Genomic DNA, 26,770 nt, shown 5'->3' with positions numbered 1-26,770 from the left:
TCTTGTTTGTGTGTACCGTTGTAATAATTTGAGCTATAGTTGTGACTAATTATTATAAAAAAGAAATGCATTGTCGTTGGTAAGTATTCAAGAGGTATTATCATAGGTCAAAATAACGAACCTATATTTAATGTGAAAATTTATGAAGATTCTATTAAAGGTAAGGAACGCAGTATTTCAAATGCAGAAGGTGAATTTGAAATACTAGATGGGGTATGTGGTGAGATTGTTTTACAATTCGTTACTCCAGATGGAGAAATCTATACGAGGAAATATGATAGGAAGCATATACCAAAAGTTATAAAGCTTAATTAGAAACATAAAGGTGAATAAGATGAAACCATTACGGAAAAAGTAGCAGTTGTGGTCGGAGCAACTATATATGTAACTGGATAATTATATATTTTTTAAGAGCACTCTTAGCAAAGGGTGCTCTTTTTCATCATAAATATTTACTTAGCATCTTTTTAAAGTGATTTTTATCATAATTTACATATTGTGTAGCTGTATTTCGTATTGGATCTCCCGCGTAAAATCTTTCGTATAATTCGTGTCTTGATCCTAATGGGCTTCCAATAATATCCCAGGCTAACTTAAATAATTTTGTGCGTTGTTCGGCATCTATATTTGTTCCTTTAAAGTGCTTTTTTAATAAATCAGCTATTGGACTCTGGAAATCAATCGAGCTTGAAGGAAGTTGAATGAAGCCACCTGCTCCAATTAATTGTAAAATTTCTATTGCGCGGGGATAATATTTAGAACCAAGATTCCTTGCAGTTTCGATATATTTAAAGTTTGGTAAATAAGTTTTTGTTTCATTTGTAGTACCTTCAACTTCCGCAGCAATTAAAAGTGCGCGAATTGTTTCGATTTGCATAATTAATTCTCCAAGTTTTTCTTGAACATGCAAATAAGTGTGAGCTCCAATTGCTTCAGCAATTTCAAAAGCAATCGCAGTTATAAATTCTAGCTTTATTAGTAATCGTACTATAGCTTGATGATAAGCTAAACTACTAGAAGCTGTATCTGATTTTATAGCCCAAATTGCTTCTGGATTGTTATAAAGTAAAACACGTTCCCAAGGGACAAATACATTATCGAAGATTAATAGTGCATCCATTTCATCATACTGTGAGCTAATAGGGGAATCAACTATGCTTGAAGTTGTATTTGCATATGGTTCTCTACAAACCATATGTAATCCTGGAGAATTGGCTGCCACGATAAGAAAGTGAGCTAAATCTTTTTGAGCGTCAGTCAGTTTTGTTAATGGGTAAATTAATAAATCATTTGAATAAGGAGAAGCAGTTCCTATCATTTTCGCACCACTTAAATAAATTCCATCAGAAGTTTCCTTTGTAACTCTTAGCAACCCTAAGTCATTTGCATTTAACATTGATTCTGTTGAGCGATTTATTTGCGGATCACGTTGGACTACACTTAAAAACAAGTGATTATCCCTAGCTTTTTCGTAATAAGATGCGATTTTATCTGGAAACTGTGCATCGAACTTTTTATAAAAATCTCTTGATACGTACCAGCCAGTAAGTCTCGATCTTGCGTAATCAGATAGTCTACTCATTACACCGTCTGTAGCATAACCCCATGTTTCAAATGCAGTTCTTCTCATTAATAATTCATTATAGGAATTCGGAACTAAAAATGATTTATGAACAAAGTCTTTCGTTTTTGGGCTCACATATCCAATAGAATCTCTCTGTTTGGGATCATCAAATAACGAAAATAAATTAGAAATGGTACATAGTGTCCCCGAAAAATTGTTGTCTGTAGTTACATCTACTTTTTTTCCATAGAGCCAAACATTTCGACCATCTTGTAAGCTCTTTATATAGTGATCCTTTAAATTTTGCATATTTCCTCCTTTTAAAGACTACTCATATATTTGTACATCTTTTAATGGTGGTGAATATACATGGAATGTTATTGCTGTTGAATCTGTAGCATTATACATTTTATGCACAGTATCTTTTTTTACGGTGAAAATATTTCCCTCTGTAAACTCTTCAATCCATTCTCTATTTTTTTCGTACGTAATATTTTGTAGCGTACCATTGACTATTAATATACATCCTATAGATATTCCGTGATCATGAATAAGAGTCTTTGCTTTTCTAGGGAAATTTAATACTAAAATCTCCACAAATTCAGACTTATAGATAACATTTCTTCCGTATTCAAGGTTAAGTGGTGAAGTAATAAAAGGAGATATTTTATGAAGTGTAATATTTAATGATTGAATAGCGGATATTAGATTTGCCGTATCATAGTCACATAAGTTATGAAACGCTTTTTTTATGTTATGAATCAATTGCATGTAAAACTTCCTCCTAAGCATGTACATTAAAAGAAAAAGTAATCTAATATTATATAGAGCGTAGTGAATTACATAATATTGTATTGAAACATTAAAAAAAAGTGACTTCTTTTACTTAGGAAGATTATTTAATTTAAAAATTAAGGTAATTACTTCCATTAACATGATATGCTTGAACTATATACTTTTTTATTGGAAAGGTGATGAAATAAATGGCAGTTCTTTTAGTGGAAAATCTATTTCAAATGTCTATTGTTTTATTACTTCTATGTTCATTTTGTTTTTATAGATATTTAAAGAAAATCAAAAGGGAAAGAAAGCTTACAGGTTTTGAAATTACGATGTATATCATGACGCAACTTGCGTATTTCATTTGGGCGGCAACAACTTTTCTTAAAATGTTGTCAGAATAGTTAATGTAGGGCTAATTGTTTATTAGGTGCTGGGCAGAAATGTACGGTAAACAAAGGCAAAGGACAAAGATAGGCTTATAGAATTAGGTAAATAAATATAGTCGGTATCTAGATTGATTACAATCTCACTTATAAAGTCTTTACAAAAAGAGCAGGGAATACGGTCATAATTATGTCGAACACAAAACAAATCGATGACACCACCGTTAGAAATCCCCTCATGTTTTACATTCAAATACATCCTTTTTAATTTCGTAATTGAAACGCATTGTCCAGCTACATACTCATTTATACCATATCCATCAAATTCAATTATCATGTTATCACTGTTGGGTGCTAGCCAACGTTATAGCTTAAATTTTTGATGAATCTATTATACATTGTTTGAAATTTAGTGAGAATAAATTTTATAAAATGAGAGGGTTATAAATGGAACAAAATAAAATAGTTTTAGAAGGACCAAAATACCTTAAGTGGAAAACGTGTAAAATAAAGTCTATACAGGATGATGAAATTATCGTTAAAACAATTGCAGGTGCAATAAGCATTGGAGCAGAGTTACCTCAGTATAATGGATCCGATGTTACAGATACACATCCTATTTATCCAAGAAAAACTGGATATGAAAGTTACGGTGAAGTGATTCAAGTTGGTAATAAAGTAAAGAATTTAAACATAGGCGATAAAGTAGTTTCTTTTTATGGACATGAAACGATAGGAGTAGTTAAGGGGTATAAAGTAATTCGAGTACCTAGTTATATAAAACCTAAAGTCGCTTTATTATCTATTCTTTCGTGTGATGCTGCTAAAGGTATATTGAAATTAAATCCGCGACAAGATGAAAAGGTACTTATAACTGGAATGGGAGTTATCGGTTTACTTGCTTTTTATTTCTTAAAATACTATGTAGGTGTTAAGCATGTAGATGTTGTTGAACCTAATAAAAATAGAAGAGATTTTGCAAAGAAGTTTGGTGCGAAAAACATATATGCTTCAGAAGAACAAATAATAGAAACATATAATTACGGTTTCGAATGTTCTGCTACAAATAGCGGATTTCATACATTACAAAAAGCACTTAAAACTAATAGACAAATATGTATACTTTCTGATGGTAATATTGAAGAACTAACATTAACCGCTGATTTTTATGAGAAAGAACTGCGGATCATTGGTTCAAGTGACGGATATAATTATCAACAACATGCAGATTGGTTTTTTAGTCAAATAGAAAAAACACCATGGATAGAAGAGATTTTTCAACATGAAATACAACATACAGGACTCATTCAATGTTTTGAGGAATTAAGTCAAGGAATAATTACCCCTTTAAAAGTATTTGTCTCATATGAATAATGAACAAAATGACCAGGTACTTGTCACATAGCCCACATATGTTTAGACACTAATATGATAGCAGAGCGCGGAGTAACATGTACGGGGATTCTTTAATAGGTACAACGGGTTGTGAAAACAGAGAATGGTTTTTGCTCTTTCATTATGTACAAATAGTATATTATCTTTCTCAGTGTACATATTAAGTAAAGAGTTTAATATCAAACATAAAAGGGGGGATAATATGAATGAAAATAAGAAAAATGAAGAATTGGTTAAATTTAAGAAACAATGGTTTAATGAAGATAATCAACCAATAGCTGGAATAGAGTTAACTTTACCGCCTGATATAGGCAGCATGTTAGACTCCAAATCAGTTGATGATGAAAGTGAAGAAATTAATAATGAATAAGTTTAATCTATATGCATCCATTCGGGTGCTTTTTATTTTTTTGATAATGGAAGATGGATTATCAAATCCTTATTGAAAAAAGGTTGGTTAAAATAGATTCTTTTTCAGTATATGTAAGTTTAATTTTTACAAAAAAGTTTAATTAAAATACATTTAGAATGCTATATGAAATGGGAATGCTAGTAACATTCACCATTAAAGGATTGGGCTATTATGAATATGATTTTTGAAAGCATTATTTTAATTTTAACTGGAATTATTGCATTAAAAATGACAGGTAGTAAATCTGTTAGCCAAATGACAAGAGCTGAAATTATTATAGTAGTATCAATTGCACGTATTATTGTGGAGCCTGTATTAAGTAGGAAAGTAGGCCCATCTATATTTGCAGCTGTAATATTTGCAGGCGTCCTTCTTATCATTCATTTCTTTGAATTGAAATCAAAGAAGATGGAACAATTCCTAAATGGCAGTAGCATTATAGTAGTAGAAAATGGAGAGATTGTAAAAGAGAATTTGATGAAGGCGAAAATGTCGGAACAACAACTATATATGCAATTAAGAGAAAAAGGGATTCATGATTTAAAGAGTTTACAGCAAGTTACAGCTGAACCGAATGGGCGGATTGGTTACCAATTAATAGAGAAAGCTCAACCGATAACTTTAGAAATGTTAGAAAAAGTAATAGATCAGTACAATATAAAAAGATAATTTATCTTAAGAAAAATCAATACTACAACGGAAGTATTGGTTTTTCTATTTTTTTACACACTAATATAGGGGAAATAATAACCCAATCTTAAAATTAGATATAGGCTTATTATTATGCTATATTCAATGAACCTATAGTGAATGTGGTAAAAAATTAATTTGGCATAGGTAACCGCAGCACTAAAATTTATAAGTTTTTAATGTGATATTAAAAATAGGATTAGAACAAGGAGATAGAATCATAATGGAATTTTGGGAATCAAGTTTTATCGAGAAACAAACGATGTGGGGATTTGAACCTACAGAATCCGCAATTTTGACAAAAGATTTTTTTCTAGAAAAGAATGTTAAGGATATATTAGTTCCGGGTATTGGATATGGAAGAAACGCAAAGGTGTTTATCGATAATGGTATAAATGTAATAGGGATTGAAATTTCAAAAACAGCTATTGATTTAGCAACACAAAACGGATTGGGGGATATTCGTATATATCACGGCTCGGTAAACGAAATGCCTTTCGATACTAATCTTTACGATGGGATATTTAGTCATGCACTTCTTCATTTGTTGAATGAACAGGAAAGAGAGAAATTTATTAAAGATTGTTATAATCAGTTAAAACCTGGTGGATATATGGTTTTTACAACTGTTTCTAAAAAGGCTCCAATGTATGGCAAAGGAAAACAGTTGGATAAAGATTATTATGAGATAATGGAAGATGTAAAAATGTTCTTCTATGATTCTGAATCTATAAAACAGGATTTTAAAAAATATGGACTAGTACAAGTTTCGGAAATTGATGAACCAAATAAAAACATGGCAAATAAACCTCCAATCAACTTTTTAACGATAAAATGTAAGAAAGAACTATAACTAAAAGTTATTAAGAATGATTAAATATGTTTATATATTAATTATGCACAAATAAAGAGGACAAGCATATAATAGAAATACCTTTTAACTTTAAGTAACCTTAACTTTCGTTAATAGGGTATCTCAAAATCCCCAAAAGAGCACTTGCGGAAACAAGTGCTCTTTTATTTTTTGTTTATTTAAGATGAATAAATTTCGTTAAATCAATATGGTATTTTAAGCCATTATTTTATATAAAGTGGTAAAATAAATAGGGAAAATGTTTAGGGGGGCGGGACATTTGAAACTAAAAGAGCTGGCGAATTTGTTATTGATTAAAGAAACTATTGGCGATATGGATGTAGAAATTACGGGGTTAGAAATGGATTCTAGAAAGATAACTGATGGAGATCTATTTATATGTGTATCAGGTATCGATGGTTTTCTTGAAGATCGACATCAATTTGTTGAAGGTGCAGTGAAGAATGGTGCTGTAGCGTTAATTGTAGAAAGGGATGTAAATATTGAGATACCTAAAATAATTGTTAAAGATGCTAGATATGCTATGGCAGTTATTGCGTCACACTTCTATGGTTATCCATCTAATAAAATGAAGCTAATTGGAATTACAGGTACAAATGGAAAAACAACTACTTCCTATTTACTTGAAAAAATTTTAAGTGATTATGGATATCACACGGGGCTCATGGGGAATAACGGAGTGAAAGTTGATTCAAAATGGTATCCTACTGATATTAATACGCAAGAACCTCCAACACTTCAACGGAATTTGCAAATGATGAAAAATCAAAATGCAGATTATTGTGTTATGGAAGTAACGTCACAAGGTTTACATATGGAAAGAGTGAAAGGATGTAACTTTAAAATAGCTGTTTTCACAAATTTAACGCAAGATCATTTGGATTATCATGGAACATTTCATGAATATAAGCATGTAAAAGGTCTTCTTTTTGCAAGATTAGGAAATGATTTATCTACTACAGAGAAAAAAATTGCTGTTTTGAATGCAGACGATCCATCGGTAGAATACTTTAAAAAAATTACTTCAGCTGAGGTTATCACATATGGAATACATAATAGAGCAGATGTTCAAGCGAAGAACATAAATTTAAGCCCAAAAGGAATTCGTTTTTTAGTTTCGTCCTTTAATGGAGAAATAGAGGTTAGCCTTAATCTTGTAGGTCGTTTTAATGTTTATAATGCATTAGCAGCAATAACAGTTGCAATAGTTGAAGGTATTCCGCTTACAAACATTTGTGATAGCTTATCAAACTTAAAGTGTATTGAAGGTAGAATGGAAATCATAGATGAAAATCAAGATTTTCTTGTAATAGTGGACTATGCTCATACACCGGATGCATTAGAAAATGTTCTCTCTACAATTAGCGAGTTTTCAAAAGGTAAAGTTATTACTGTTTTCGGTTGTGGTGGAGATAGAGACGCAAAAAAACGATCTATAATGGGCGGAATTGCTGGAAGTTATAGCGATTTTGTTTTTATTACTTCTGATAATCCACGTTCGGAAGATCCGCAGGCAATAATGAAAGATATTGAAAAAGGATTTTTGCAAAATAATAATTTGAATTATAAAGTAGAAGTAGATCGTGAACTTGCAATAAATCACGCAATAAACATGGCATCTTCTAATGATATTGTTTTGATTGCAGGGAAAGGGCATGAAACGTATCAAATTTTAAAAGATTCAACTATTCATTTTGATGATAAAGAAAAAGCTCGACAAGCAATTATTAATAAATGAATGAATTCAATTACTAGCTGAATAGTATTTCTAATAAAAATAATGTTTTAGATGGTAATAACGAAGCAATTTTTTGAAGAATTTATAATTGAAAGGTAAGGGTGTTTCTCTGAATATATGAGGGAAAAACCCTACCTTTTATAGTTTTATTTCTGAACAACAAACGTAATAGCATTTGTTTTTAATTGAATATGCCTTTCATCGCGAACAATATCATAGACTAATTCTTTTATTTCAACTTTAATTTCTTTCCATTCCTTATAAATGCTTTTTAATAGATATATCATATCTTCAGTAGGAAGGTTAATTTCAATTAAAGCATCTAACTCTTCATTTGTATGTAAGTCAATTTCTTGTATGTTCGAATTAATAATTAAACAATTCATACCGCCGCTTTTTGTACCTTCTTTCATAGAATGGAGCACGTTTTTTAAATCTTCTTCTGATTGAACATGCTCTAAACTGGATACTGCAACGATATAATCATAAGTATTAGGTTGAATGTAGTAGTTTTCAATTGCTACTTGTTCTATTTTAATATTATTAATTACACCATATTCTTTACTATAAGTTTGTAATTTTGTTAAAGCAGAATCAAGTAAATCCACACATGTAACAGTACCACTCGCATTTTGAATCTTTTGGGCAATGGGAATACTATTTCTTCCAACGCCAGAGCCGAGATCAAGTACTTGCAAGTTGTTTTTTCCTTCAAAATAATCCATCAAATCCATAACCGTTTTAACCGGTTTGTACAGCCAAGAACCAGTTTCAAATAGTTTGTATTGTTCATAACAAAGGTCGTGATATTTCTTTTCTTCTTGTCTTATAAAATTAATGCGATTCATAGTGTTTCAGCTCCAATAGTATTATTGTAAAATGAATGGGTAGGACAACCTTTTACATTTGTTTGAATTCGAAAAATACCACCAGCATGTGGATATTGCTTTAATTCGTTATCCGTCATTCTTGTTCTGGCTGTTGTAACATATAGGTCGGTTAAATTAGGCCCTCCAAATGTACAAGATGTTACATATGGCGCTGGAATCGGGATGCTTAATATTTGTTCACCAGTTGAAGGGTTCCATCTAGTAATCTTTGAACCTCCCCAATGAGCAATCCATAAGCAACCTTCCTCGTCAATTGTCATACCATCAGGTAGACCGTCATTTTCGGGGAAAATAATTACATCACTTGGATTACGAATTACTCCAGAGCATATATCATAATGAAAACGAACTACTTTTTTAGTAGGTGTATCGATATAGTAAAGGTATGTATGGTCAGGTGACCAAGCTATGCCATTTGATGTATTTACATGTGAAACTTTTTTCTCTACCTTTAAATTATTATTTAAACAATACAAGGAGCCAGCAGCATTAATACCGTATGTATCTGTAGTACCTGCCCAAAAACGTCCTGCCGGATCGCATTTTCCATCATTAAAACGATTTTTAAATAAATGTGGTTCAGGGTCAAAAATATGTGTCAGTTTTTCTGTTTCTACATTAATAGAATAAAAGCCATTTTCCATAGCTAGGAGTAGTATGTCATCTAAATATGGAACAACACAGCCAATTTGTTGATTGAGAGCAATTACTCGGTTTGTATTATCGGTAGGACTAAATATGCATAATTGTTTCTCCACAATATCAACCCAGTATAAAAGTTGCTTTTTTTCATTTCAAGATGGTCCTTCAGCTAAACTTGCTTTCGCATCTAAAACTAATTCTATATTACTGTCCAAGATGTTCACCTCGCTTTATAAGATATTTATATAATTCGATAAGAATAGGGACAAACCTTTTAATCAGAAAATATTAAGATTTGTACCATGGAAAAACTGATTTTCTCGAGTGATTAAAACAATGTATAAATATTGAGAGGAAAATGCATATGATGTTTTATGAAATTGTTTGTTTTTCTTGTAAAAATATATTTCGTGTTTATGAAGGCAGTGAAAAATATAAGCGATTTAAAGAGAAACCAAAAGGGGTATATTGTTGTGATGAGTGTAGCCACAAAATTCAATTAGAAGCGATAAAGAATTTTTTTAGATAATTATACTGTTTTATTTCGGAAAAGTTTGACAATGAAACTATTTTAAATTATCATATGAAAAAACTAATATGTAAAATGGCATGGAAGAGAAGAGTAGTTAAGAAAGAATACGTACAGAGAGCTCTGGTAGCTGAGAAAGAGCAGTATACATCTTAATGAAAAAAGACTTGGAGCTGCGCAAGGAACTAATTTATTTAGGGATGGTGCGACGGGATCTCCCGTTATAGAGATAGGGTATAAGCATATTTTGCCGTACCTGAAGAGGTTAATATGGCGACATATTGACAAACTGAGGTGGTACCGCGAAGCTAATAACTCTCGTCCTCAAGATGAATAATCTTGGGGGTGGGAGTTTTTTTATTGTATAAAACTGAAAATCTGAAAACAAAAAACAATTGAGGTGAGTAACATATGCATTGGGCGTATGAAGTAGCACACGAATTAATTAGAAAACATCCAAACAAAGAAACTTTTGTTTGCGCATCTGGAATTAGTCCATCTGGTTCTGTTCATATTGGGAACTTTCGTGAAATCGTAACGACTTATTTTGTTGTAAGGGCGCTTCAAGATTTAGGGAAAAAGACTCGTTTTATATTTTCATGGGATGATTACGACAGATTTAGAAAAGTCCCTAAAAATGTTGAGTCATCTTTTGTAAAGTATATCGGAATGCCATACTGTGATATACCAGATCCGTATGGATGTCATAATTCATATGCCGAGCATTTTGAAAAAGAGTTTGAGGAATCGCTTCAAGTATTTGGGATTGAAGTGGAATTCATATATCAACATGCTGAATATAGAAGTGGAAGATATAACAAAAACATATTGGAGGCTTTATATAAAAGAAAAGAAATATATGATATTTTAATGAGTTTTAAAACGGGAGAGTGTAGTGAAGAAGAGCGAGAGGGCTTTTATCCGGTTACATTATATTGTGAGAAATGCGGGAAAGATGCGACAACGATTACACATTTTGATGAAGTATTAAAAACAGTTCGGTATGAATGTGAATGCGGAAATCAAACTGAATTATCGGTATTAAATACAAATGAAATGAAACTGAATTGGAAAATCGATTGGCCGATGAGATGGATGATAGAGGATATTGTTTTTGAGCCGGGCGGAAGAGATCATTCATCAGAAACGGGTAGTTATAATGTATCAAAAGAAATTGCGAGAAAAATATTCAATCGTGAAGCGCCTCATTACATTGCTTACGATTTTATTGGAATTAAAGGGCATCATGAAAAAATGTCTAGTTCCTCAGGGAATAGTATTACACCTAGCGAGTTGTTAAAAGTGTATTTACCAGAAGTGATTCTATTTATGTTTGTAAAATATAGACCAAGCGCATCTTTTCATATCGGTCTTGATGAAGATGTGATTCGCAATTATACAGAGTATGAACGATTAAAAGATAGTTATAAAAATAAAACGCTCAAAAATGAAGATTTATTTGATGCAATTAAACTTTCTAGAGTTGATAGCGGATTTAAAGAATATCCGAAATTTAATCAAGTAGCAGGAACGTTGCCGTTATTAAATTTTGACTCATTTATTTTACAGGAGATATTAGAGAAAATAGATAGGAGCTATGCGTTAGATGAAATGAGAGCGATAAGTAATCGTGCAGAGCATTGGATAAGAAACTTTCAATCTGAAAAATTAATGGCGGTAAATCAGGAGAAAAATACAGAGTTTTATAACACATTAGAGGAAAGGCAAAAAAAATGGCTGGTAGAAGTTTGTAAAATACTGCGTTCAAATAAAGATTATTCGAACATAATGGAGCAATTTTATTCGATTTGTCATCATGAAAATAAAAAAATAATGAAAGAAAATCAAAAACAATTATTCAATATTATATATAAACTCATTATGAATCAATCAAATGGTCCTCGTATACCATTATTAATACATGTGGTAGGTATAGAAAAAACCATTGCATTATTAGATTTCTAAAACAAAGTTAAAAGTAACGCAAGTACCCAAAATTCTAAGTACTTGCGTTCCAAATTTTACTACCGTGAATACAATTTCGGACATTCATCACCACTAGGTTCATAAAAACAATGACTTTTAAACTGTCCTACAAATGGCTGATTATACCATTCGGGCGGACAAGCTCCAACTGGACGGAAATACCAAAGAGCCCATCGTGCAGGCCAGCGCCACTCACCTTGTAAAACTTTTCGTGCGATTTCTTTTTCTGATTCACGAGCGCGTTGATAAAAATATCCGTATTGCACTGCTTCGAATCCACCAGGGCTTTGATATACAGCATCACGTACGGTACGGAGTTGTTTAAAATCTAAGCAATCACAAAATACACGATTTACTACTACGCAGCCAACAAGTTGTTCACCTTGTCGACCTTCGCCTTCAGCTTCAGCACGCATTAAACGAGCTAGTAAATCAACATCGCTTTCGTTATATGGAATAAGGGGCATAGTGATACCACCTTTCTTTACCTGTTATAGTAAAGAGTGTATGTATGAAAATAAGCTAAGTGCTTTTCTATATGTAAATTTATTAATTATTAAAAGGAGCTTTTATGAAAAAAGCTAATTAGTAATTGTAGACAAATATAAAGAGGAGAGATAATATGTATCGAATTCAGAAAGAACATATCATTTACGCAATGTCACCAGAAAATAAACCATGTATGGAAGTGGAAATTGGGAGTCGCCTTATATTCGAAACATATGATTGCTTTGAAAATCAAATTGATTCTGAAGATGTTGTGTTTCAAGAGTTAGATTGGAACCGGATTAATCCAGCGACTGGTCCGGTATATATTAATGGTGCAGAACCTGGTGATATATTAGTTGTTACCATTGAAAAGATAAAAATTGCAGAGAAAGGCGTTTTAACTACAGGTGCAAATCTTGGTGTAATGGGTGAAGAGCTACATGAAAATACAGTGAAAATTGTCTCAGTACATAATGAATATGTTTTGTTTTCAAATGAACTACAAATCCCGATTAATCCAATGATCGGTGTAATTGGAACAGCGCCGAAAGAAGCGAGCATTTCATGTGGCACACCACATGATCACGGCGGGAATATGGACTGTAAAGAGATAAAAGAAGGGACAACATTATTATTACCTGTAAATGTTCCTGGTGCTCTATTAGCATTAGGTGATTTACACGCAGCGATGGGCGATGGTGAAATTGGGGTTAGTGGAGTAGAGGTTGCTGGTGAGGTGACGGTAACAGTTCAGATTATAAAAGGAAAGAAATGGCCATTGCCAATGGCTATTCAAAAAGAAAAAGTAATGACGATAGCTTCAGAAAAATTGCTAGATGATGCAGCGAATCGAGCTGTACGTAATATGGTGACATTTTTACATGAAGAATTAGAAATGTCTAAAGCTGATGCCACGCTTTTATTATCAGCAGCCGGCGATTTAAAAGTTTGTCAAGTTGTGGACCCGCTGAAGACTGCTCGAATGGAATTAGGGATGAATTATGTGGAGAAATTGGGGTTTACTATGAGTGAATTCCATATTAAATAAGAAATGATAGAAGAAGGATGATTTTGTATAAAAGTATCTTTTTTGATTTACGGATTATATAAAAAAAGGTAGTATTTATTTTATATAATTGAATATAAGATTGTGGATCGAAAAAGGAGTAAACACATGGTTAAAATTATGATTGTAGAAGACGATATGAAAATTGCAGAACTATTATCAACACATGTTGCGAAATATGGGTATGAAGGGATTATTGTATCGGATTTTCATAATGTATTAAATATTTTTTTAGAAGAACAACCAGAGTTAGTTTTATTAGATATTAATTTACCGAGTTTTGATGGTTACTATTGGTGTCGTCAAATTCGCGGAGTTTCTACATGTCCGATATTATTTATTTCAGCTCGTGAAGGTACGATGGATCAAGTTATGGCGCTAGAAAACGGTGGCGATGATTTCATTTCAAAGCCATTCCATTACGAAGTTGTAATGGCTAAAATTCGAAGTCATTTAAGGCGTGCTTACGGAGATTATGCACCGAAAGTAGAAGAACGGATGGTTGAGCAACATGGTCTTTGTTTATATCCTGAAAGGCTTGTATTGAAGCTTAAGAATCAAGAAATTGATGTAACGAGAAATGAAGCTATTTTATTAGAAATGTTAATGAAAAATTATCCGCGTGTTGTGAGTAGAGAAGTACTATTAAATAAATTATGGGATAGCGAATCCTATGTTGATGATAATACATTGAGTGTAAATACAACACGTGTGCGAAAAAAGTTGAAAACGTTACAGATTGAGGATGCGATTGAAACGATTCGTAGTGTTGGATATAGACTACATATTACTTGGAATACTGGTATGGAAAAATGATAAGGCTGTTTATACGTGATCATATACCTCTTATTTGTTTTACAGTCATCCAACTATTATCCATATTTCTCGTATATTGGTTTGATGGGCATAAGCATATCGCGACGGCATTGTATGCAATGTTTTTAGGTGCCTTTTTTATGGTAGGCTATTTAGTATTTCGTTACTTTACTCATCGTACTTTCTATGAACGATTAGCAAACCCGATGCAATCTTTAGATGAATCTGTTCAAAAATCTGATTTTGCAGCTATATCTGCTGCGCTTCAAGACTTGCTTGAGGTACAATATCGCCATTATCAAAATCAGCTCCACATACAAGAAAGAAAAAATAATGATCATTTAACTTTTATGAATCAGTGGATTCATCAAATGAAAACACCTTTATCTGTAATAGAATTAATTACACAGGATGAAGTCGATTCGCGTTTTGAAAGTATAAATGAGGAAACAGATAGGCTGAAAAAGGGGTTAGAGATGGCACTGTATGTCGCACGTTTAGAAGCATTTACACAAGATTTTTATGTGGAAAGAGTACAATTACATAAAATAGTGAATGATTCTGTGCATGAACATAAACGCTTCTTTATCCGGAATTTTGTATATCCAGAGCTTAAAATTGATAAGGACATTACAGTAGAAAGTGATGCGAAATGGTTACAATTTTTAATTGGACAAATACTATCAAATGCGATTAAATATTCATCTGGTAGTCGAGAGAAGATTAAAGTGAAAGCTTGTAAGGAAGGTAATAATGTTATACTTGAAATTGCTGATAATGGTGTAGGCATACCGAAGCAAGATTTGCCAAGAGTGTTTAAACCTTTCTTTACAGGAGAAAATGGTAGAGATTTTAAAGAATCAACTGGAATGGGGCTATATCTCGTATATGAAATTACGAAGCAATTAGGACATAGTGTAGAAATCCATTCAGAAGTTGGTAAAGGTACGGTTGTACGAATTAAATTTTATAATGTATAAATAAGTGATCTAGGCTAAAGAGCTTTGGAAATAAGTTTTTTAGCCTTTTTTTATAGCGGTTATATGAAATGGTAAAACGTTATATTAGTATGTATAATGACACACTAATAAATACGATTGTTAAATTTGAAGGATTTAATAAAAAGCTGATAAATATTTTTGTAAGAAAAAAGCCACCCCTTTGAAAGAGATAGCTTCATGGATCTATCCTATGTATAAGTATAATGTTCGAATACGTGATATGTTTTGTGGACTATAATACAATTAGTCTTTTGTTTTTTCATGATACAGTATTGTAATTAAGTAAACAAACTTAATAATTTATACCCAATTAATCCTAAAATAGTGATAGGAATCATCATTAAGAAAGAAGACACACGATAAGCATTAGAGCGTTCTAATACAAGAATCAAGATAATTCCGACTATCACTTCCGTATATCCAACAGGTAACATGTGACTGTAATCTTCAAAGTTTAATAGAATGTGAAGTCCGTCCGTTACAAAAACTCCACTTAAAAGTGCGCTTCCGAATTTATGAAGTGGATTTGTAGTATCTTTCCATAGAAAACCTGCAATTCCAAAGATCGTTCCTCCTATACATGCACATACAATCCATACAGATATAAAATAAATAGAGTGAGCTACATTTTTAATAACTATTGCATAACCATAATAGCCTAATACCATACCGAGTAGTGCAAGGATACCAGAAAGCATAGCTGTACGCTTAGAATAACTAAGGCTAGCCACGAAAAAGGATGGAACTAACCAAACGCTTCCTAAGTTAGCTAATGAATGCCAATTTCCTGGAAGTATACCTTGCCCCAATTTCGTTAGTATACCAACAAGTATCCCTACTATAATCGGGAGGATAAAAATCCTTACAAACATATTTAACTTTGTGATTTCTAATGTCCTGTCCATAAATTCAATCCTTACATTAATATTTTCTGTAAAGATATAATAGCTTATTACAAGGGGATAATCAATAAAAATTTATCGAAAAACAATAAGTGGTTATTGGATAACGAATAAGATTTTGTTTTTATATAAAATTTATTACTGGGGAAACCTAAAGGACGTATTACAATCAATGTAATTTGTGCTTATTCAACATGAAGTTAAGGAATGATAAATAAATCTAAAAGAAAGCAATCTTTTTAACAGCACATATAATTGCATTTACTCATACAGTACTAGTATGGTACAATATGGTTATTAACGACGGAAAGGAATGATGGGTGGACGATGATTAACTAATCTTATTTTTAAATGTTGAAATTCAATACATTTCAATTTCTAAAAAATAGGATTAGTCTGCCCAATTTCCATACAACGGTATTGCTATTTATGTTGCGCAATAGCTTATTTGGGTATAAATATTTTAACGACTAATCCTGCCAAATTTATTTGGGAGGATTTTTTTATTCTCCCTTAATGAAAGGGATCGGTATTATGAAAGAACTATTAAAATTAAATGATGTTTATGTTGAAATAAAGGAAAATATGTTGTTAGAGAAAATGAATGTGACAGTAAAACAAGGGGATGTTATCGGATTAATTGGTAAAAATGGTGCCGGTAAATCAACGTTACTTCAATTAATAAATGGGAAGATTGAGCCTTCAAAAGGTACTGTTGAATGGATGCAAATGAACATGACAACAGCATATGTTGAACAAGAAAAAGAATCTTTTGTTAGTAAGGATATAATTGCAAAAGAAGCAGAACTTCTTGCGAAATGGGGCGTGCCAACGAATGATTTTCTTACTTTAAGTGGTGGTGAAAAGCTAAAAGTTCGATTAGCAAAAGGATTTGCTGAAAATCCTAATGTCTTAATATTAGACGAACCGACAAATCATCTAGATGAGATGAGTACGGAATTTCTTATTAAACAAATAAAAAATATGAAAGGTACAGTTATCGTCGTATCGCATGATCGATATTTTTTAGATGTTGTCGCGACTAGAATATGGTCAATTGAGGATAAGAAATTAATTGATCATAGCGGGAATTATACGAGTTATATGAAAGCGCGTGAACATAAAAGAATGGCGCAGCAGCGTGAATATGAAAAACAACAAAAAAAGATAGAACAAGTAGAAACTCATATAAAAGAATTAAGCTCATGGTCACAAAAGGCACATGCGCAGTCCACAAAACAAGAAGGTGTGAAAGAGTTTTATCGTGTAAAGGCGAAGCGAATGGATGCGCAAGTAAAATCGAAACGAAAACGTCTTGAAAAAGAGCTTGAGAAAACGAAAGTTGAACGTGTGAAAGAAGATTATTCGGTTGAATTTTCTATTCAAGCGAGTAAAAAAGTAGGGAAACGTTTCTTAGAAGTAAAACAATTGCGGAAAGAATTTAATAATCGAATATTATTTGAAAACGTTAATTTTACAATTCAACACGGTGAGAAGATTGCGATTGTTGGACCAAACGGTAGCGGGAAAACAACTTTACTGAAGATGATTATGGGAAACGAAACTGCTGAAGGAGAAGTATGGATTTCACCTTCAGCAAACATCGGTTATTTAACACAAGAAGTATTTGATTTACCGCTGGAAAAAACACCAGAAGATTTATTTTTCAAAGAGACGTTTGAAGAAAGAGGAAAAGTCCAAAATTTAATGAAACATTTAGGGTTTGAATCTTCCCAATGGAAAGAGCCGATTCGATATATGAGTATGGGTGAACGAGTAAAATGTAAGCTAATGGCTTATATTTTAGATGAAAAAGATGTACTTATTTTAGATGAACCTACGAATCACCTTGATCTTCCTTCACGTGAACAGCTTGAAAATACATTAGCTGAGTATAACGGAACGCTCGTTATCGTTTCTCACGATCGATATTTTCTGGAGAAAACAACTAATACAAAGCTTGTGTTTGTAAACAATACAATACAAAAGCAGCTCGAAGAACCTACGAAAACAAGAGACGAAATCGAAGAGCTACGTTTAACATTAGAAACAGAAAGACAAGAAGTATTAGGGAAATTAAGCTTTTTAACTTCTAAAGATAAAGAATATAAAGCTCTGGATGAACGATTTATGGAACTTACGAAGCAGATTAAGGAGCTTTAATATAAGTAAGGGGGATTAACATGGAAGAAGATAGATTCACTAAGTTATTTAAAATAGATTGTGGAGATCTATACCTACAAGAGTTTACGATCAGTGATGCAGAGAGTATTTATCAAATACATTTCAATTAAAGGCGTAAGTTAAAAATATAACTTCGGGAAGGAAAAGACCATTATCGGTCTTTTCTTTTTCGTATAATAAAGATAGGAGATTGTATTTCCTACCACTATACAATTATTATAAGATAGTTATGCGTTAATTTTAATTTGTAAATAATGTTATTATCAGTTTTTTTAGAAATCTTACAAGCGTGTAAGATAAATGAAAGAAGAATCAATATGAACTGTAAGACAATTCATTTACACTCTGTTATGAGAAGTGCAAATGAAGGGAGAATAGAAATGGGAATTTTACATGCGAAAAATATTAGTAAAGTATATAAAGGGAAAATACCTTTTAAAGCATTAGTAGATATTGATTTATCAATTCAAGAAGGTGAATTTATAGGGATCATGGGGCCATCTGGTAGCGGGAAAACAACGTTATTAAATATGGTATCTACTATTGACTCTCCAACATCGGGAGAAATAGTAATAAATGGTACGAATCCTTTCCAGTTATCATCTGAAGATTTGGCTTTATTCCGTAGAAAACAATTAGGATTTGTATTCCAATCATTTAATTTACTTAGTACGCTTACAGTGAAGGAAAATATCGTATTGCCGATGACATTAGATGGTGTTTCTGTGCAAGAAATGAATAAACGAGTAGAAGAAATTGCAGAGAAATTAAATATTACAGATATCTTGAATAAAAGAACGTTTGAAATTTCAGGGGGACAAGCTCAAAGAACAGCAATTGCTCGTGCAATTGTTCATAAGCCGCAATTATTACTTGCTGATGAACCGACCGGGAATTTAGATTCTAAATCTTCAAATGATGTAATGGAGATGCTGGATACGCTTAATAAGGAAGAAAAGGCAACGATGATGTTAGTTACACATGATCCGTATGCAGCTAGTTTTTGCAGCCGAGTAATCTTCATAAAAGATGGTCAACTGTATAACGAAATTTATCGTGGTGAAAGTCGGCAAACTTTTTATCAAAAGATTATGGATGTCCTTTCTTTGTTAGGAGGGAAAAGGCATGACTTTTCGTCAGTTCGCATTTAATAATATTTTTCGGAATAAGCGTACATATGCTGCTCATTTTTTAAGTAGTGCATTTTCTATTATGATTTTCTTTACATATGCCCTTTTATTATTTCATCCTGATTTACAAGGGGAATTAAAATCAACAAGTGCAACAATAAGTGCATATGGTACGATGGGATTTACAATTTCGCAAGGTTTGATTTTTGTATTTTCATTTTTCTTTATCCTATATTCAGTTAGTTCATTTTTAAAAACTCGTAAGAAAGAATTTGGCATATTAATGATGCAAGGTATGTCAATGAGACAATTTAAGAAATTATTATTAATTGAAAATATGTTGATTGGATTTGGTTCAATTTGTATAGGGATTTTCATTGGACTCATATTTTCTAAACTAGTCTTATTGATAAGCGCAAGTGTATTAATGATTAATAATGGTTTGCCTTTTTATACACCAGTGAAGGCTGTATTATTAACGATTATCACTTTTCTTTTCTTATTTTTCATTGTTTCACTATTTACATTTAAAATGGTAAAAATAACGGAACTTGTGGAACTTATTCGAGCAGAGGAAAAACCAAAACCTGAACCGAAATCTTCAATTTTATTATCACTACTTTCTTTAATTAGTATAGGATATGGATATTTCTTAGTATTTCGTTTCATTTCAAGTTCCAGTTTTACTACGCTCGGAATGGGTGTCCTACTAGTAATTATAGGAACGTACTTTTTATATACACAGTGTAGCGTGTATATATTACATCTTGCTAAAAGGAGAGAATCTTTCTTTTTAAAGAGAACAAATATATTAACGATTTCTGAATTAATTTACCGTATGAAAGATAATGCAACAATGTTTTTTATAGTTTCTATTGTTTCAGCAGTTGCATTTACAGCGATTGGTACAACAGCTGCAATTGGAAGTAAAGATTTAGTAAGGATGACAAATCCGTATACATTTTTATATGAGGATTTTGAAAACAATAAAGCATTAAATAAAAATCTTTCTATTATAAAAAAACATCTTGCTGATGCTAATATTCCATATCGAATGGCTTCAGCTTCATATATATACACAGAAAGTAATGTAATTGTAATGAAGTTAAGCGAATATAACGATCTTGCTAAAGCACTTGGATATCAACAAGAAACAATTGAAAATGAAGGTGAAACTTTATTAATTCCTGGAGTCGTATCACAAAAACACGAATTTAAAAATGGCGACTATAAAAAAAGTATAGAAGTCATTCAAGGTGAATGGACAAAGACATTTCAAGTGGAAAAAGCTGTAGAAAATTTAGTTTTACCACATGATACTAGAAAAATATATATCGCTGTTCAAGATCAAGTATATGATGAAATACCTATTACTAGTGATCCAAATAATATTCATATTCCATATCGTACTTACGGATTTGTTGTAGACGATTGGATAAAAACGAAGAGAATTTCAAACGAATTAATTAGTACATTCGCGAAAGAAGAAGGTAGTTTTCAATTTCGAGCTTTAACTCTAGATTTGTTAAGTGCGAAGCAAACGAATGGACTATTACTTATGGCAAGTGTTTTAGTCGGAATCGTCTTCTTTACATTCGCTGCTAGTTTTATCTATTTCCGATTATATACGGATTTGGATCGTGATCAACAGCAATATAAAATGATTTCGAAAATGGGATTAGGTAAACGCGAGCTAAAGAAAGTTGTAACGAGACAGTTATTATTAATGTTCTTCTTACCGATTATCATTGCAGTGATACATACCGTAGTCGCTTATATGGCATTACAACAATTACTCGATTTTTCTATTATGAATAGTTCTATCGTAATTTTAATTTCATTTATTTGTATACAAGTTTTATATTTCTTTATAACCCGTTGGCGTTACCTGCAAAAGCTTTATAAGGTTATGGAACAATAGAGTTTATTAGCTTGTAAGACTATATGAAAGTATGTGAAAAATCAACTGTATGATGAAAGGAAACGCGATGAAAAGAACTCTAACTATGTTTATGTTAACGATACTACTATTAATAAGTTTTAGTGCATGTTCTAAAAAGGAGAATCTATTTCCTGCAAACGGTATATTAATCATTGGAGATGAAAATAAAATTTCACCAATTATTAATCGTTATCAGGAAATTACGAAAGAAAATGAAGTATTTTCTGTAAAAAAAGGTAAAGTTGGAAACGGACAGGTATTAATTTTAAATGAGTCTACAGCACAAGCATTGATTAAAGCTAAAGTTTTTCGTGAACGAGACAATGGCTCTAATTATATACCTGTAAATACGTTACCGAAATTCCCAAAAGAGGGTTCGCTACTGTTTGCGCAAGACGACGAAAAGACTTTGAAAAGTATTAAACTAGAAGGGAAAGAGATTCCTGTCATATACAATAGTGACGCTTGGATAGGTAACAAGCGTATTTATCCAACACAATGGTATGTGATTGTAGCAAAAAATAGCGTATATAAGGAAATAAAAGCAAATGAAACAAAAATGCATCTTCTTCAATTTAAAAAATCTATAGGTGACGAAAAACCTAAAATGTCGACAGATAATACAATGATTAATGAAAATGTCAAAGTAAAAAAGCTAATTAAAGGTTTGGAAGGAGAAGTATCTTTTCAGTTTGTAACGATTGGAGAAAAATCTTAAAAAAGAGTTCGAGCTTGATAGAAACTTTATCAAGCTTGAACTCTTTTTAGTTTATAGACTATTTATATAAAAAAGATTACATTACTTCATTTAATCGAGTCTCGTTTGTTTCCTCAATCGCATTAGTATTTTGAGTCGAATTATTTTGAGCTTCTTTTTCTTTACGAACTTTTTGTAGCATTTCAAGGATGATCCATAAAGGAACACCTTTATCTTTTAGCATCTTCCATAAATCTAATTCATTAAATTTATGCTCTGGCTGTTTCATTTCTTTTTCGGATGAACGAATATCGAACTTGATGGGATCATTTACTTTCTTACTTTCAAGTTTAGTAGAAGAGATAGTATTATGCTCAAGATTAGATGGAGTTATTTTAGTAGGTTGAGACAATGTATGAATATTTGATCCGATTTGCATGATTTTTCCTCCTTTTGAAGCAATGAGATTAGTTTTCTTATGGTTTTTAAATCTTTTTAACATGAGGAAACTATATCTAATTATAAATTCAAATAAACAGATTTACAAGATGTATTGTAAAAAGTAAATATTTATCAACATTTGTATATGTTTTCTATATATACAACGTATATAAAATACTTTACATTATGTTTAAGTTATTAAAGCATGCTGTAAATTTAAAAATGTAAACGTTTTATTAGGGGGAGGAAGTATGGGGAAGTTATTTTTAAAAATATGTTTTTTTGCATTGATGACTGTATGTTCATTCGCCACGAAAGTAATATACGCTGAAGAGAGTCAACAAAATAATTATCCGATCATTTTAGTAAACGGGTTTGCCGGATGGGGTAGAGAGGAAATGCTAGGGGTTAAATATTGGGGTGGTGTTCATGATATACAGGAAGATTTGAAACGCAATGGTTATACAGTTCATACTGCAGCCGTTGGGCCAGTTTCTAGTAACTGGGATCGTGCATGTGAATTATATGCCCAAATTAACGGTGGAACAGTAGACTACGGTGCCGCACATGCTGAGAAACATGGACATAATCGTTTTGGAAGAACTTATAGTGGTTTCACGCAGAGTTGGAGTGAAACAAATAAAGTACATTTAGTTGGACATAGCATGGGTGGACAAACAATTAGAACATTGGTACAGATATTAAAAGAAGGCAGTTATGAAGAAAAAAATTATGTAAAAAATCACCCAAACACCAAAATATCACCACTATTTGAGGGCGAGAAATCATATGTTCATAGTGTTACAACATTAGCAACTCCTCACAACGGTACAACACTTGCGGATGGTAGTCTTCTACTACCGTTCGTTAAAGATTTACTCATTACAGCTGCAAGTTTTGGAGGAAACGATAATTTATCACTATATGATTTTAAATTGGATCAATGGGGGTTAAAGAAGAATGCTGGAGAGTCCTCTTTACAATATACTGATCGTATTCTAAATAGTTCAATTTGGAAAAATACAAAAGATATAAGTCAATGGGATTTAAGTACAGATGGTGCAAAGGAGTTAAATAATTGGGTAAAGACGCAACCAAATGTGTATTACTTATCCTATAGTGGACATGCATCACAAGCAGCACCTATAACAGGTTTACATTTGCCTCATATAACAATGAATAAGGTGTTAATGGGGAATGCATTTTTCTTAGGTTCCTATGCAAGGTATGAAGAAAATCGTCCATTAATTAATACTTCTTGGTGGCAAAATGACGGTGTAGTAAATACAAATTCTATGATTGCACCATCATCTCATGCTACTGTAAATAATAACGAGTCATTACAGATTGGGAAATGGAATCATATCGAAACGAAAGCAAATTGGGACCATTTCGACATGGTAGGATTAAGTGTTTCGGACACGTTAGGTTTTTCTAGCATTCAAGAGTTTTATAGAGCAATTGCTGAAAAGTTATCACGTTTACCGAAATAGATAGTAATAAAGCGCTCTCGATGGAATTCGAGGGCGCTTTATATTATATTGAAAGAGGGCTTTGGTAGAAAAATATGGGGGGATATTATGAAAATTAAAGTTGTACTATCAGGATATGGAACAGTAGGAAAAGAGTTTATAAAATTATTAAACGAAAAATATTTATATATAAATGAAACGTATGGAATAGATTTAGTGGTAAGCGGTGTATTAGGCAGAAATGTTGCAATACATAATGAAGATGGATTATCTATTCATCATTTATTAAGATATGGTGGCGGTAGCTGTGCAATTGAGAAGTATATAGAATATCATCCGGAGGAACGTGCAACAGATAACATAAGTGGTACAGTGCTGGTAGAATCAACAGTTACAAACCTTAAAGATGGAAATCCAGGAAAACAATATATAAAACAAGCGATTGAAAAACAAATGGACATAGTAGCAATTTCAAAAGGTGCGCTTGTTACAAACTGGAGAGAAATAAATGAAGCAGCAAAAATTGCGAATGTACGAATTCGATATAGTGGTGCAACTGCGGCCGCATTACCTACACTTGATATTGGTCAATTTAGTTTAGCTGGTTGCCATATTGAAAAAATAGAAGGAATATTAAACGGGACAACAAATTATATTCTGACGAAAATGAATGAGGAAAATATTACGTTTGAAGAAGCACTGAAAGAAGCGCAACGTAAAGGAATTGCTGAAACGAACCCAATATTAGATGTAAGTGGTTCTGATAGTGCGTGTAAATTGTTACTTTTGACAAACAGTTTAATGGGAACAGAGCATATGCTTACAGATATACATATAAAAGGAATTGAACATGTTACAAAACAACAAATTCGAAATGCTAAGGAACAAAATAAATTTATTAAATTAATTGCATCAGCATATAAAGATGAGGATGGCAATGTGAATTTAAATGTTGAACCGTGCGAAATAGATAAAGATCATCCGCTAGCAAATATAAATGGGACAGAAAAAGGGATTACGTTCTTTACAGATACGATGGGCCAAGTTACTACAATTGGTGGTGCATCAAATCCACGCGGAGCCGCAGCAGCAGCTTTAAAAGATATAATTAATTTATATCGTAAAGATTTGTCACGTATTAACGGGGAGTAAAGTTACTAATTGATTAAAGTTGTATTTTATAAAACCGTACCGCCCTTTATAAAAAATACATATGTAGTGGACCTTTTGAGAATGAAATAAATATGCAAAAATGATTGCAGGGGGTAAGGAATTGTTTAAAGATTTTAAAGTTGTGAAAGATCGTCCCGTTTATATTCAATTAAAAGATTATTTAAAGAAGATGATTATGAAAGGGCATTTGCTCGGGGATCAAAAAATTCCTTCAACAAGGGAACTAAGTGAATTACTTAGTGTAAGCAGAAACACTGTACTCGCTGCTTATGCAGATTTAGAGCAAGAAGGGCTCATTTATGCAGTTAAAGGAAAAGGGAATTTTGTTGCGAAGGTTGATATATCAAACACTTCGTCTGTTGAAATAGATTGGAAAAATAAACTTAATACAGTTACTTTATTAGCGGATGAATTAGATTTAATGAAACATGGTGTTCGTTGGGAAAAAGGAATGATTGTTTTTAACAGTATTGCTCCGGACGAAAAGCTATTTGATGTGGAAAATTTCAAAAGAGCTTTTCTTACTCGTATGTCCATTGAAGGTGATGTCGTATTAAATTACGGATACGCAAAAGGCTATAGACCGTTAATGAAATATCTACTTCATTATATGGAAATGAAAGGTGTAGATATTTCGAACAAAGATATTTTAATTACAAATGGATTTACTGAAGGGTTAGATATTGTTCTATCCTCGTTATCAAAGAAATCAGGTCGAGTTATTTGTGAGAATCCAACTCACCATGCTGCGCTGAAGCTATTCCGCTTACATGGCCTTGAAGTTCATGGTATTGATATGAATGAAGATGGTATTGATACGAATCAAGTTGAAAAAAGCTTGCGTGAAAAAGAGTTTGATTTTGCGTATTTAATTCCTTCCTATCATAATCCAACCGGCATTGTGACGAGTTCAGAGAAAAGAACGGAACTGATGAGATTATTTTCAAAATATAAGATTCCTATTATAGAAGATGGATTTAATGAAGAGTTACGTTATTCAGGTTCACATTTAGCACCATTATTAACTTTTGCTGGTGCTGGTAATAATGTGATTTATATTAGTAGCTTTTCAAAGGTACTTTTCCCTGGCTTACGTGTAGGCTGGATCATTGCAGATAAAGAACTAATTCATTATTTAGAAAGTGTGAAAAGAGCAAGAACTATTCACACATCTACTTTAGATCAAGCTGTTCTTTTTCAATATTTACATGAAGGATATTTTGAAAAATATTTAAAAAAGGCAAGATCTGTTTATAAGAAAAAATATGAGTTAGCTGTTGGGGCGTGTAACGAGTACATTCCGTTTCAAAGAATGACCGGTGATGGTGGACTTCATTTATTTATAGAGTTAGAAGAAAAAATTCATGCCCGCACACTTTTGCAAAAGTGTTATGAGCAAGGGGTTACTTTTTCTCCTGGAGATGTGTTTTATTCTGATGGAGGAGGAGCGAACACGTTTCGATTAGGATTTTCACGTTTGAAAGAAGAAGAAATAGTTCGGGGAATCAAAATAATCGGTGATACAATAAAGTGAAACTTTAATCAGGGGGGGTTCATCCCCCACTGATTAT

Annotated in this window: 25 protein-coding genes, 3 pseudogenes and 1 other annotated feature; of the genes and pseudogenes, 20 read left to right on the top strand and 8 right to left on the bottom strand. The window is 32.2% G+C overall.

Annotated features, from left to right (window positions below):
- Positions 1 to 35: 35 nt before the first annotated feature.
- Positions 36 to 315, top strand: a pseudogene (locus BAQ46_RS04675) (carboxypeptidase regulatory-like domain-containing protein).
- A 127-nt stretch (positions 316 to 442) separates the two neighbouring features.
- Here BAQ46_RS04675 and BAQ46_RS04670 read toward each other — a convergent pair.
- Positions 443 to 1,873 carry a 4-hydroxyphenylacetate 3-hydroxylase family protein gene (locus BAQ46_RS04670; protein ID WP_071741690.1) on the bottom strand — a complete coding sequence of 477 codons (1,431 nt, stop codon included), beginning with the start codon at positions 1,871 to 1,873 and terminating at the stop codon, positions 443 to 445.
- Positions 1,874 to 1,891: 18 nt separating this feature from the next.
- Positions 1,892 to 2,335 carry a cysteine dioxygenase gene (locus BAQ46_RS04665; protein ID WP_001175997.1) on the bottom strand — a complete coding sequence of 148 codons (444 nt, stop codon included), beginning with the start codon at positions 2,333 to 2,335 and terminating at the stop codon, positions 1,892 to 1,894.
- A 212-nt stretch (positions 2,336 to 2,547) separates the two neighbouring features.
- Here BAQ46_RS04665 and BAQ46_RS04660 point away from each other — a divergent pair, with 212 nt between their 5' ends.
- On the top strand, positions 2,548 to 2,748 hold the full coding sequence (locus BAQ46_RS04660; RefSeq protein WP_000279690.1) for a hypothetical protein: 201 nt from the start codon (positions 2,548 to 2,550) through the stop codon (positions 2,746 to 2,748).
- Between the two features lie 22 nt (positions 2,749 to 2,770).
- Here the strand turns inward: BAQ46_RS04660 and BAQ46_RS31010 are convergent, their stop codons facing one another.
- Positions 2,771 to 3,067 (bottom strand): hypothetical protein, encoded by a 297-nt coding sequence (locus tag BAQ46_RS31010; RefSeq protein ID WP_050552160.1) that lies wholly within the window; start codon positions 3,065 to 3,067, stop codon positions 2,771 to 2,773.
- Between the two features lie 110 nt (positions 3,068 to 3,177).
- On the opposite strand from BAQ46_RS31010, the gene BAQ46_RS04650 reads away from it, so the two are divergent.
- The 5 genes from BAQ46_RS04650 to BAQ46_RS04630 all read left to right on the top strand — a co-directional run bounded on the left by BAQ46_RS04650 (position 3,178) and on the right by BAQ46_RS04630 (position 7,839).
- A complete protein-coding gene (locus BAQ46_RS04650) occupies positions 3,178 to 4,104 on the top strand; it encodes an alcohol dehydrogenase catalytic domain-containing protein (RefSeq protein ID WP_071741689.1) in 927 nt (308 codons plus the stop codon).
- Positions 4,105 to 4,327: 223 nt separating this feature from the next.
- A complete protein-coding gene (locus BAQ46_RS30580) occupies positions 4,328 to 4,495 on the top strand; it encodes a hypothetical protein (protein WP_071741688.1) in 168 nt (55 codons plus the stop codon).
- Positions 4,496 to 4,708: 213 nt separating this feature from the next.
- The gene (locus BAQ46_RS04640; protein ID WP_001055958.1) at positions 4,709 to 5,206 is read left to right on the top strand and encodes a DUF421 domain-containing protein; all 498 of its coding nucleotides are present in this window, start codon (positions 4,709 to 4,711) and stop codon (positions 5,204 to 5,206) included.
- Between the two features lie 244 nt (positions 5,207 to 5,450).
- Complete coding sequence (locus BAQ46_RS04635) at positions 5,451 to 6,080, top strand: class I SAM-dependent methyltransferase (RefSeq protein WP_071741687.1); 630 nt, start codon at positions 5,451 to 5,453, stop codon at positions 6,078 to 6,080.
- A gap of 280 nt (positions 6,081 to 6,360) precedes the next feature.
- Positions 6,361 to 7,839 (top strand): UDP-N-acetylmuramoyl-L-alanyl-D-glutamate--2,6-diaminopimelate ligase, encoded by a 1,479-nt coding sequence (locus BAQ46_RS04630; RefSeq protein WP_048557853.1) that lies wholly within the window; start codon positions 6,361 to 6,363, stop codon positions 7,837 to 7,839.
- 146 nt (positions 7,840 to 7,985) lie between these two features.
- Here the strand turns inward: BAQ46_RS04630 and BAQ46_RS04625 are convergent, their stop codons facing one another.
- Both BAQ46_RS04625 and BAQ46_RS04620 read right to left on the bottom strand, forming a co-directional pair.
- The gene (locus BAQ46_RS04625) at positions 7,986 to 8,687 is read right to left on the bottom strand and encodes a class I SAM-dependent methyltransferase (RefSeq protein WP_001079922.1); all 702 of its coding nucleotides are present in this window, start codon (positions 8,685 to 8,687) and stop codon (positions 7,986 to 7,988) included.
- Positions 8,684 to 9,586 (bottom strand): annotated as a pseudogene (locus BAQ46_RS04620) (SMP-30/gluconolactonase/LRE family protein). The gene BAQ46_RS04625 and the pseudogene BAQ46_RS04620 overlap by 4 nt, the downstream one beginning before the upstream one ends.
- A gap of 143 nt (positions 9,587 to 9,729) precedes the next feature.
- Between BAQ46_RS04620 and BAQ46_RS04615 the strand changes: the two are divergent.
- Entirely contained in the window at positions 9,730 to 9,900 is a 171-nt protein-coding gene (locus BAQ46_RS04615) for a DUF2197 domain-containing protein (RefSeq protein WP_000551046.1), read from the top strand.
- A gap of 72 nt (positions 9,901 to 9,972) precedes the next feature.
- Positions 9,973 to 10,229 (top strand) — a binding site (T-box leader).
- A gap of 82 nt (positions 10,230 to 10,311) precedes the next feature.
- Positions 10,312 to 11,865 (top strand): lysine--tRNA ligase, encoded by a 1,554-nt coding sequence (gene lysS, locus BAQ46_RS04610; RefSeq protein ID WP_071741685.1) that lies wholly within the window; start codon positions 10,312 to 10,314, stop codon positions 11,863 to 11,865.
- Positions 11,866 to 11,924: 59 nt separating this feature from the next.
- Here lysS and BAQ46_RS04605 read toward each other — a convergent pair whose 3' ends face one another.
- Positions 11,925 to 12,353 carry a cell wall hydrolase gene (locus BAQ46_RS04605; RefSeq protein ID WP_001128419.1) on the bottom strand — a complete coding sequence of 143 codons (429 nt, stop codon included), beginning with the start codon at positions 12,351 to 12,353 and terminating at the stop codon, positions 11,925 to 11,927.
- Positions 12,354 to 12,508: 155 nt separating this feature from the next.
- On the opposite strand from BAQ46_RS04605, the gene BAQ46_RS04600 reads away from it, so the two are divergent.
- The 3 genes from BAQ46_RS04600 to BAQ46_RS04590 all read left to right on the top strand — a co-directional run bounded on the left by BAQ46_RS04600 (position 12,509) and on the right by BAQ46_RS04590 (position 15,237).
- Positions 12,509 to 13,423: an acetamidase/formamidase family protein gene (locus BAQ46_RS04600; RefSeq protein ID WP_061130404.1), complete on the top strand. Its 915-nt coding sequence runs from the start codon at positions 12,509 to 12,511 to the stop codon at positions 13,421 to 13,423.
- A gap of 126 nt (positions 13,424 to 13,549) precedes the next feature.
- Complete coding sequence (locus BAQ46_RS04595) at positions 13,550 to 14,257, top strand: response regulator transcription factor (protein WP_071741684.1); 708 nt, start codon at positions 13,550 to 13,552, stop codon at positions 14,255 to 14,257.
- Positions 14,254 to 15,237, top strand: a complete 984-nt coding sequence (locus BAQ46_RS04590) for a sensor histidine kinase (protein ID WP_002163637.1) — start codon at positions 14,254 to 14,256, stop codon at positions 15,235 to 15,237. The genes BAQ46_RS04595 and BAQ46_RS04590 overlap by 4 nt, the downstream gene beginning before the upstream one ends.
- A 299-nt stretch (positions 15,238 to 15,536) precedes the next feature.
- On the opposite strand, the gene BAQ46_RS04585 is transcribed toward BAQ46_RS04590, so the two are convergent.
- Positions 15,537 to 16,163 (bottom strand): DUF6518 family protein, encoded by a 627-nt coding sequence (locus BAQ46_RS04585; protein ID WP_000376251.1) that lies wholly within the window; start codon positions 16,161 to 16,163, stop codon positions 15,537 to 15,539.
- Between the two features lie 531 nt (positions 16,164 to 16,694).
- Here BAQ46_RS04585 and abc-f point away from each other — a divergent pair.
- From abc-f to BAQ46_RS04560, 5 genes and pseudogenes are all read left to right on the top strand, one after another.
- Positions 16,695 to 18,323, top strand: coding sequence for a ribosomal protection-like ABC-F family protein (gene abc-f / locus BAQ46_RS04580; protein WP_002170234.1), 1,629 nt, complete (start codon positions 16,695 to 16,697; stop codon positions 18,321 to 18,323).
- A 20-nt stretch (positions 18,324 to 18,343) separates the two neighbouring features.
- Positions 18,344 to 18,442, top strand: a pseudogene (locus tag BAQ46_RS04575) (acetyltransferase); the annotation flags it as partial.
- 282 nt (positions 18,443 to 18,724) lie between these two features.
- Positions 18,725 to 19,495: an ABC transporter ATP-binding protein gene (locus BAQ46_RS04570; RefSeq protein WP_000511813.1), complete on the top strand. Its 771-nt coding sequence runs from the start codon at positions 18,725 to 18,727 to the stop codon at positions 19,493 to 19,495.
- On the top strand, positions 19,470 to 21,395 hold the full coding sequence (locus tag BAQ46_RS04565) for an ABC transporter permease (protein WP_000144167.1): 1,926 nt from the start codon (positions 19,470 to 19,472) through the stop codon (positions 21,393 to 21,395). The genes BAQ46_RS04570 and BAQ46_RS04565 overlap by 26 nt, the downstream gene beginning before the upstream one ends.
- Positions 21,396 to 21,462: 67 nt before the next feature.
- Positions 21,463 to 22,134 (top strand): lipoprotein BA_5634 family protein, encoded by a 672-nt coding sequence (locus BAQ46_RS04560; protein WP_071741727.1) that lies wholly within the window; start codon positions 21,463 to 21,465, stop codon positions 22,132 to 22,134.
- 76 nt (positions 22,135 to 22,210) lie between these two features.
- On the opposite strand, the gene BAQ46_RS04555 is transcribed toward BAQ46_RS04560, so the two are convergent.
- A complete protein-coding gene (locus BAQ46_RS04555) occupies positions 22,211 to 22,552 on the bottom strand; it encodes a DUF3914 domain-containing protein (protein WP_001165503.1) in 342 nt (113 codons plus the stop codon).
- Between the two features lie 253 nt (positions 22,553 to 22,805).
- On the opposite strand from BAQ46_RS04555, the gene BAQ46_RS04550 reads away from it, so the two are divergent.
- The 3 genes from BAQ46_RS04550 to pdxR all read left to right on the top strand — a co-directional run bounded on the left by BAQ46_RS04550 (position 22,806) and on the right by pdxR (position 26,733).
- Positions 22,806 to 24,047 carry an esterase/lipase family protein gene (locus BAQ46_RS04550; RefSeq protein WP_071741683.1) on the top strand — a complete coding sequence of 414 codons (1,242 nt, stop codon included), beginning with the start codon at positions 22,806 to 22,808 and terminating at the stop codon, positions 24,045 to 24,047.
- 87 nt (positions 24,048 to 24,134) lie between these two features.
- Complete coding sequence (locus BAQ46_RS04545) at positions 24,135 to 25,178, top strand: homoserine dehydrogenase (RefSeq protein ID WP_071741682.1); 1,044 nt, start codon at positions 24,135 to 24,137, stop codon at positions 25,176 to 25,178.
- Between the two features lie 121 nt (positions 25,179 to 25,299).
- The gene (gene pdxR / locus BAQ46_RS04540; protein WP_000471621.1) at positions 25,300 to 26,733 is read left to right on the top strand and encodes a MocR-like pyridoxine biosynthesis transcription factor PdxR; all 1,434 of its coding nucleotides are present in this window, start codon (positions 25,300 to 25,302) and stop codon (positions 26,731 to 26,733) included.
- Positions 26,734 to 26,770: the final 37 nt, after the last annotated feature.

This window comes from Bacillus paranthracis (assembly GCF_001883995.1).
Taxonomy (GTDB): domain Bacteria; phylum Bacillota; class Bacilli; order Bacillales; family Bacillaceae_G; genus Bacillus_A; species Bacillus_A paranthracis.
This window is presented reverse-complemented; position numbering and strand designations above follow the sequence as displayed.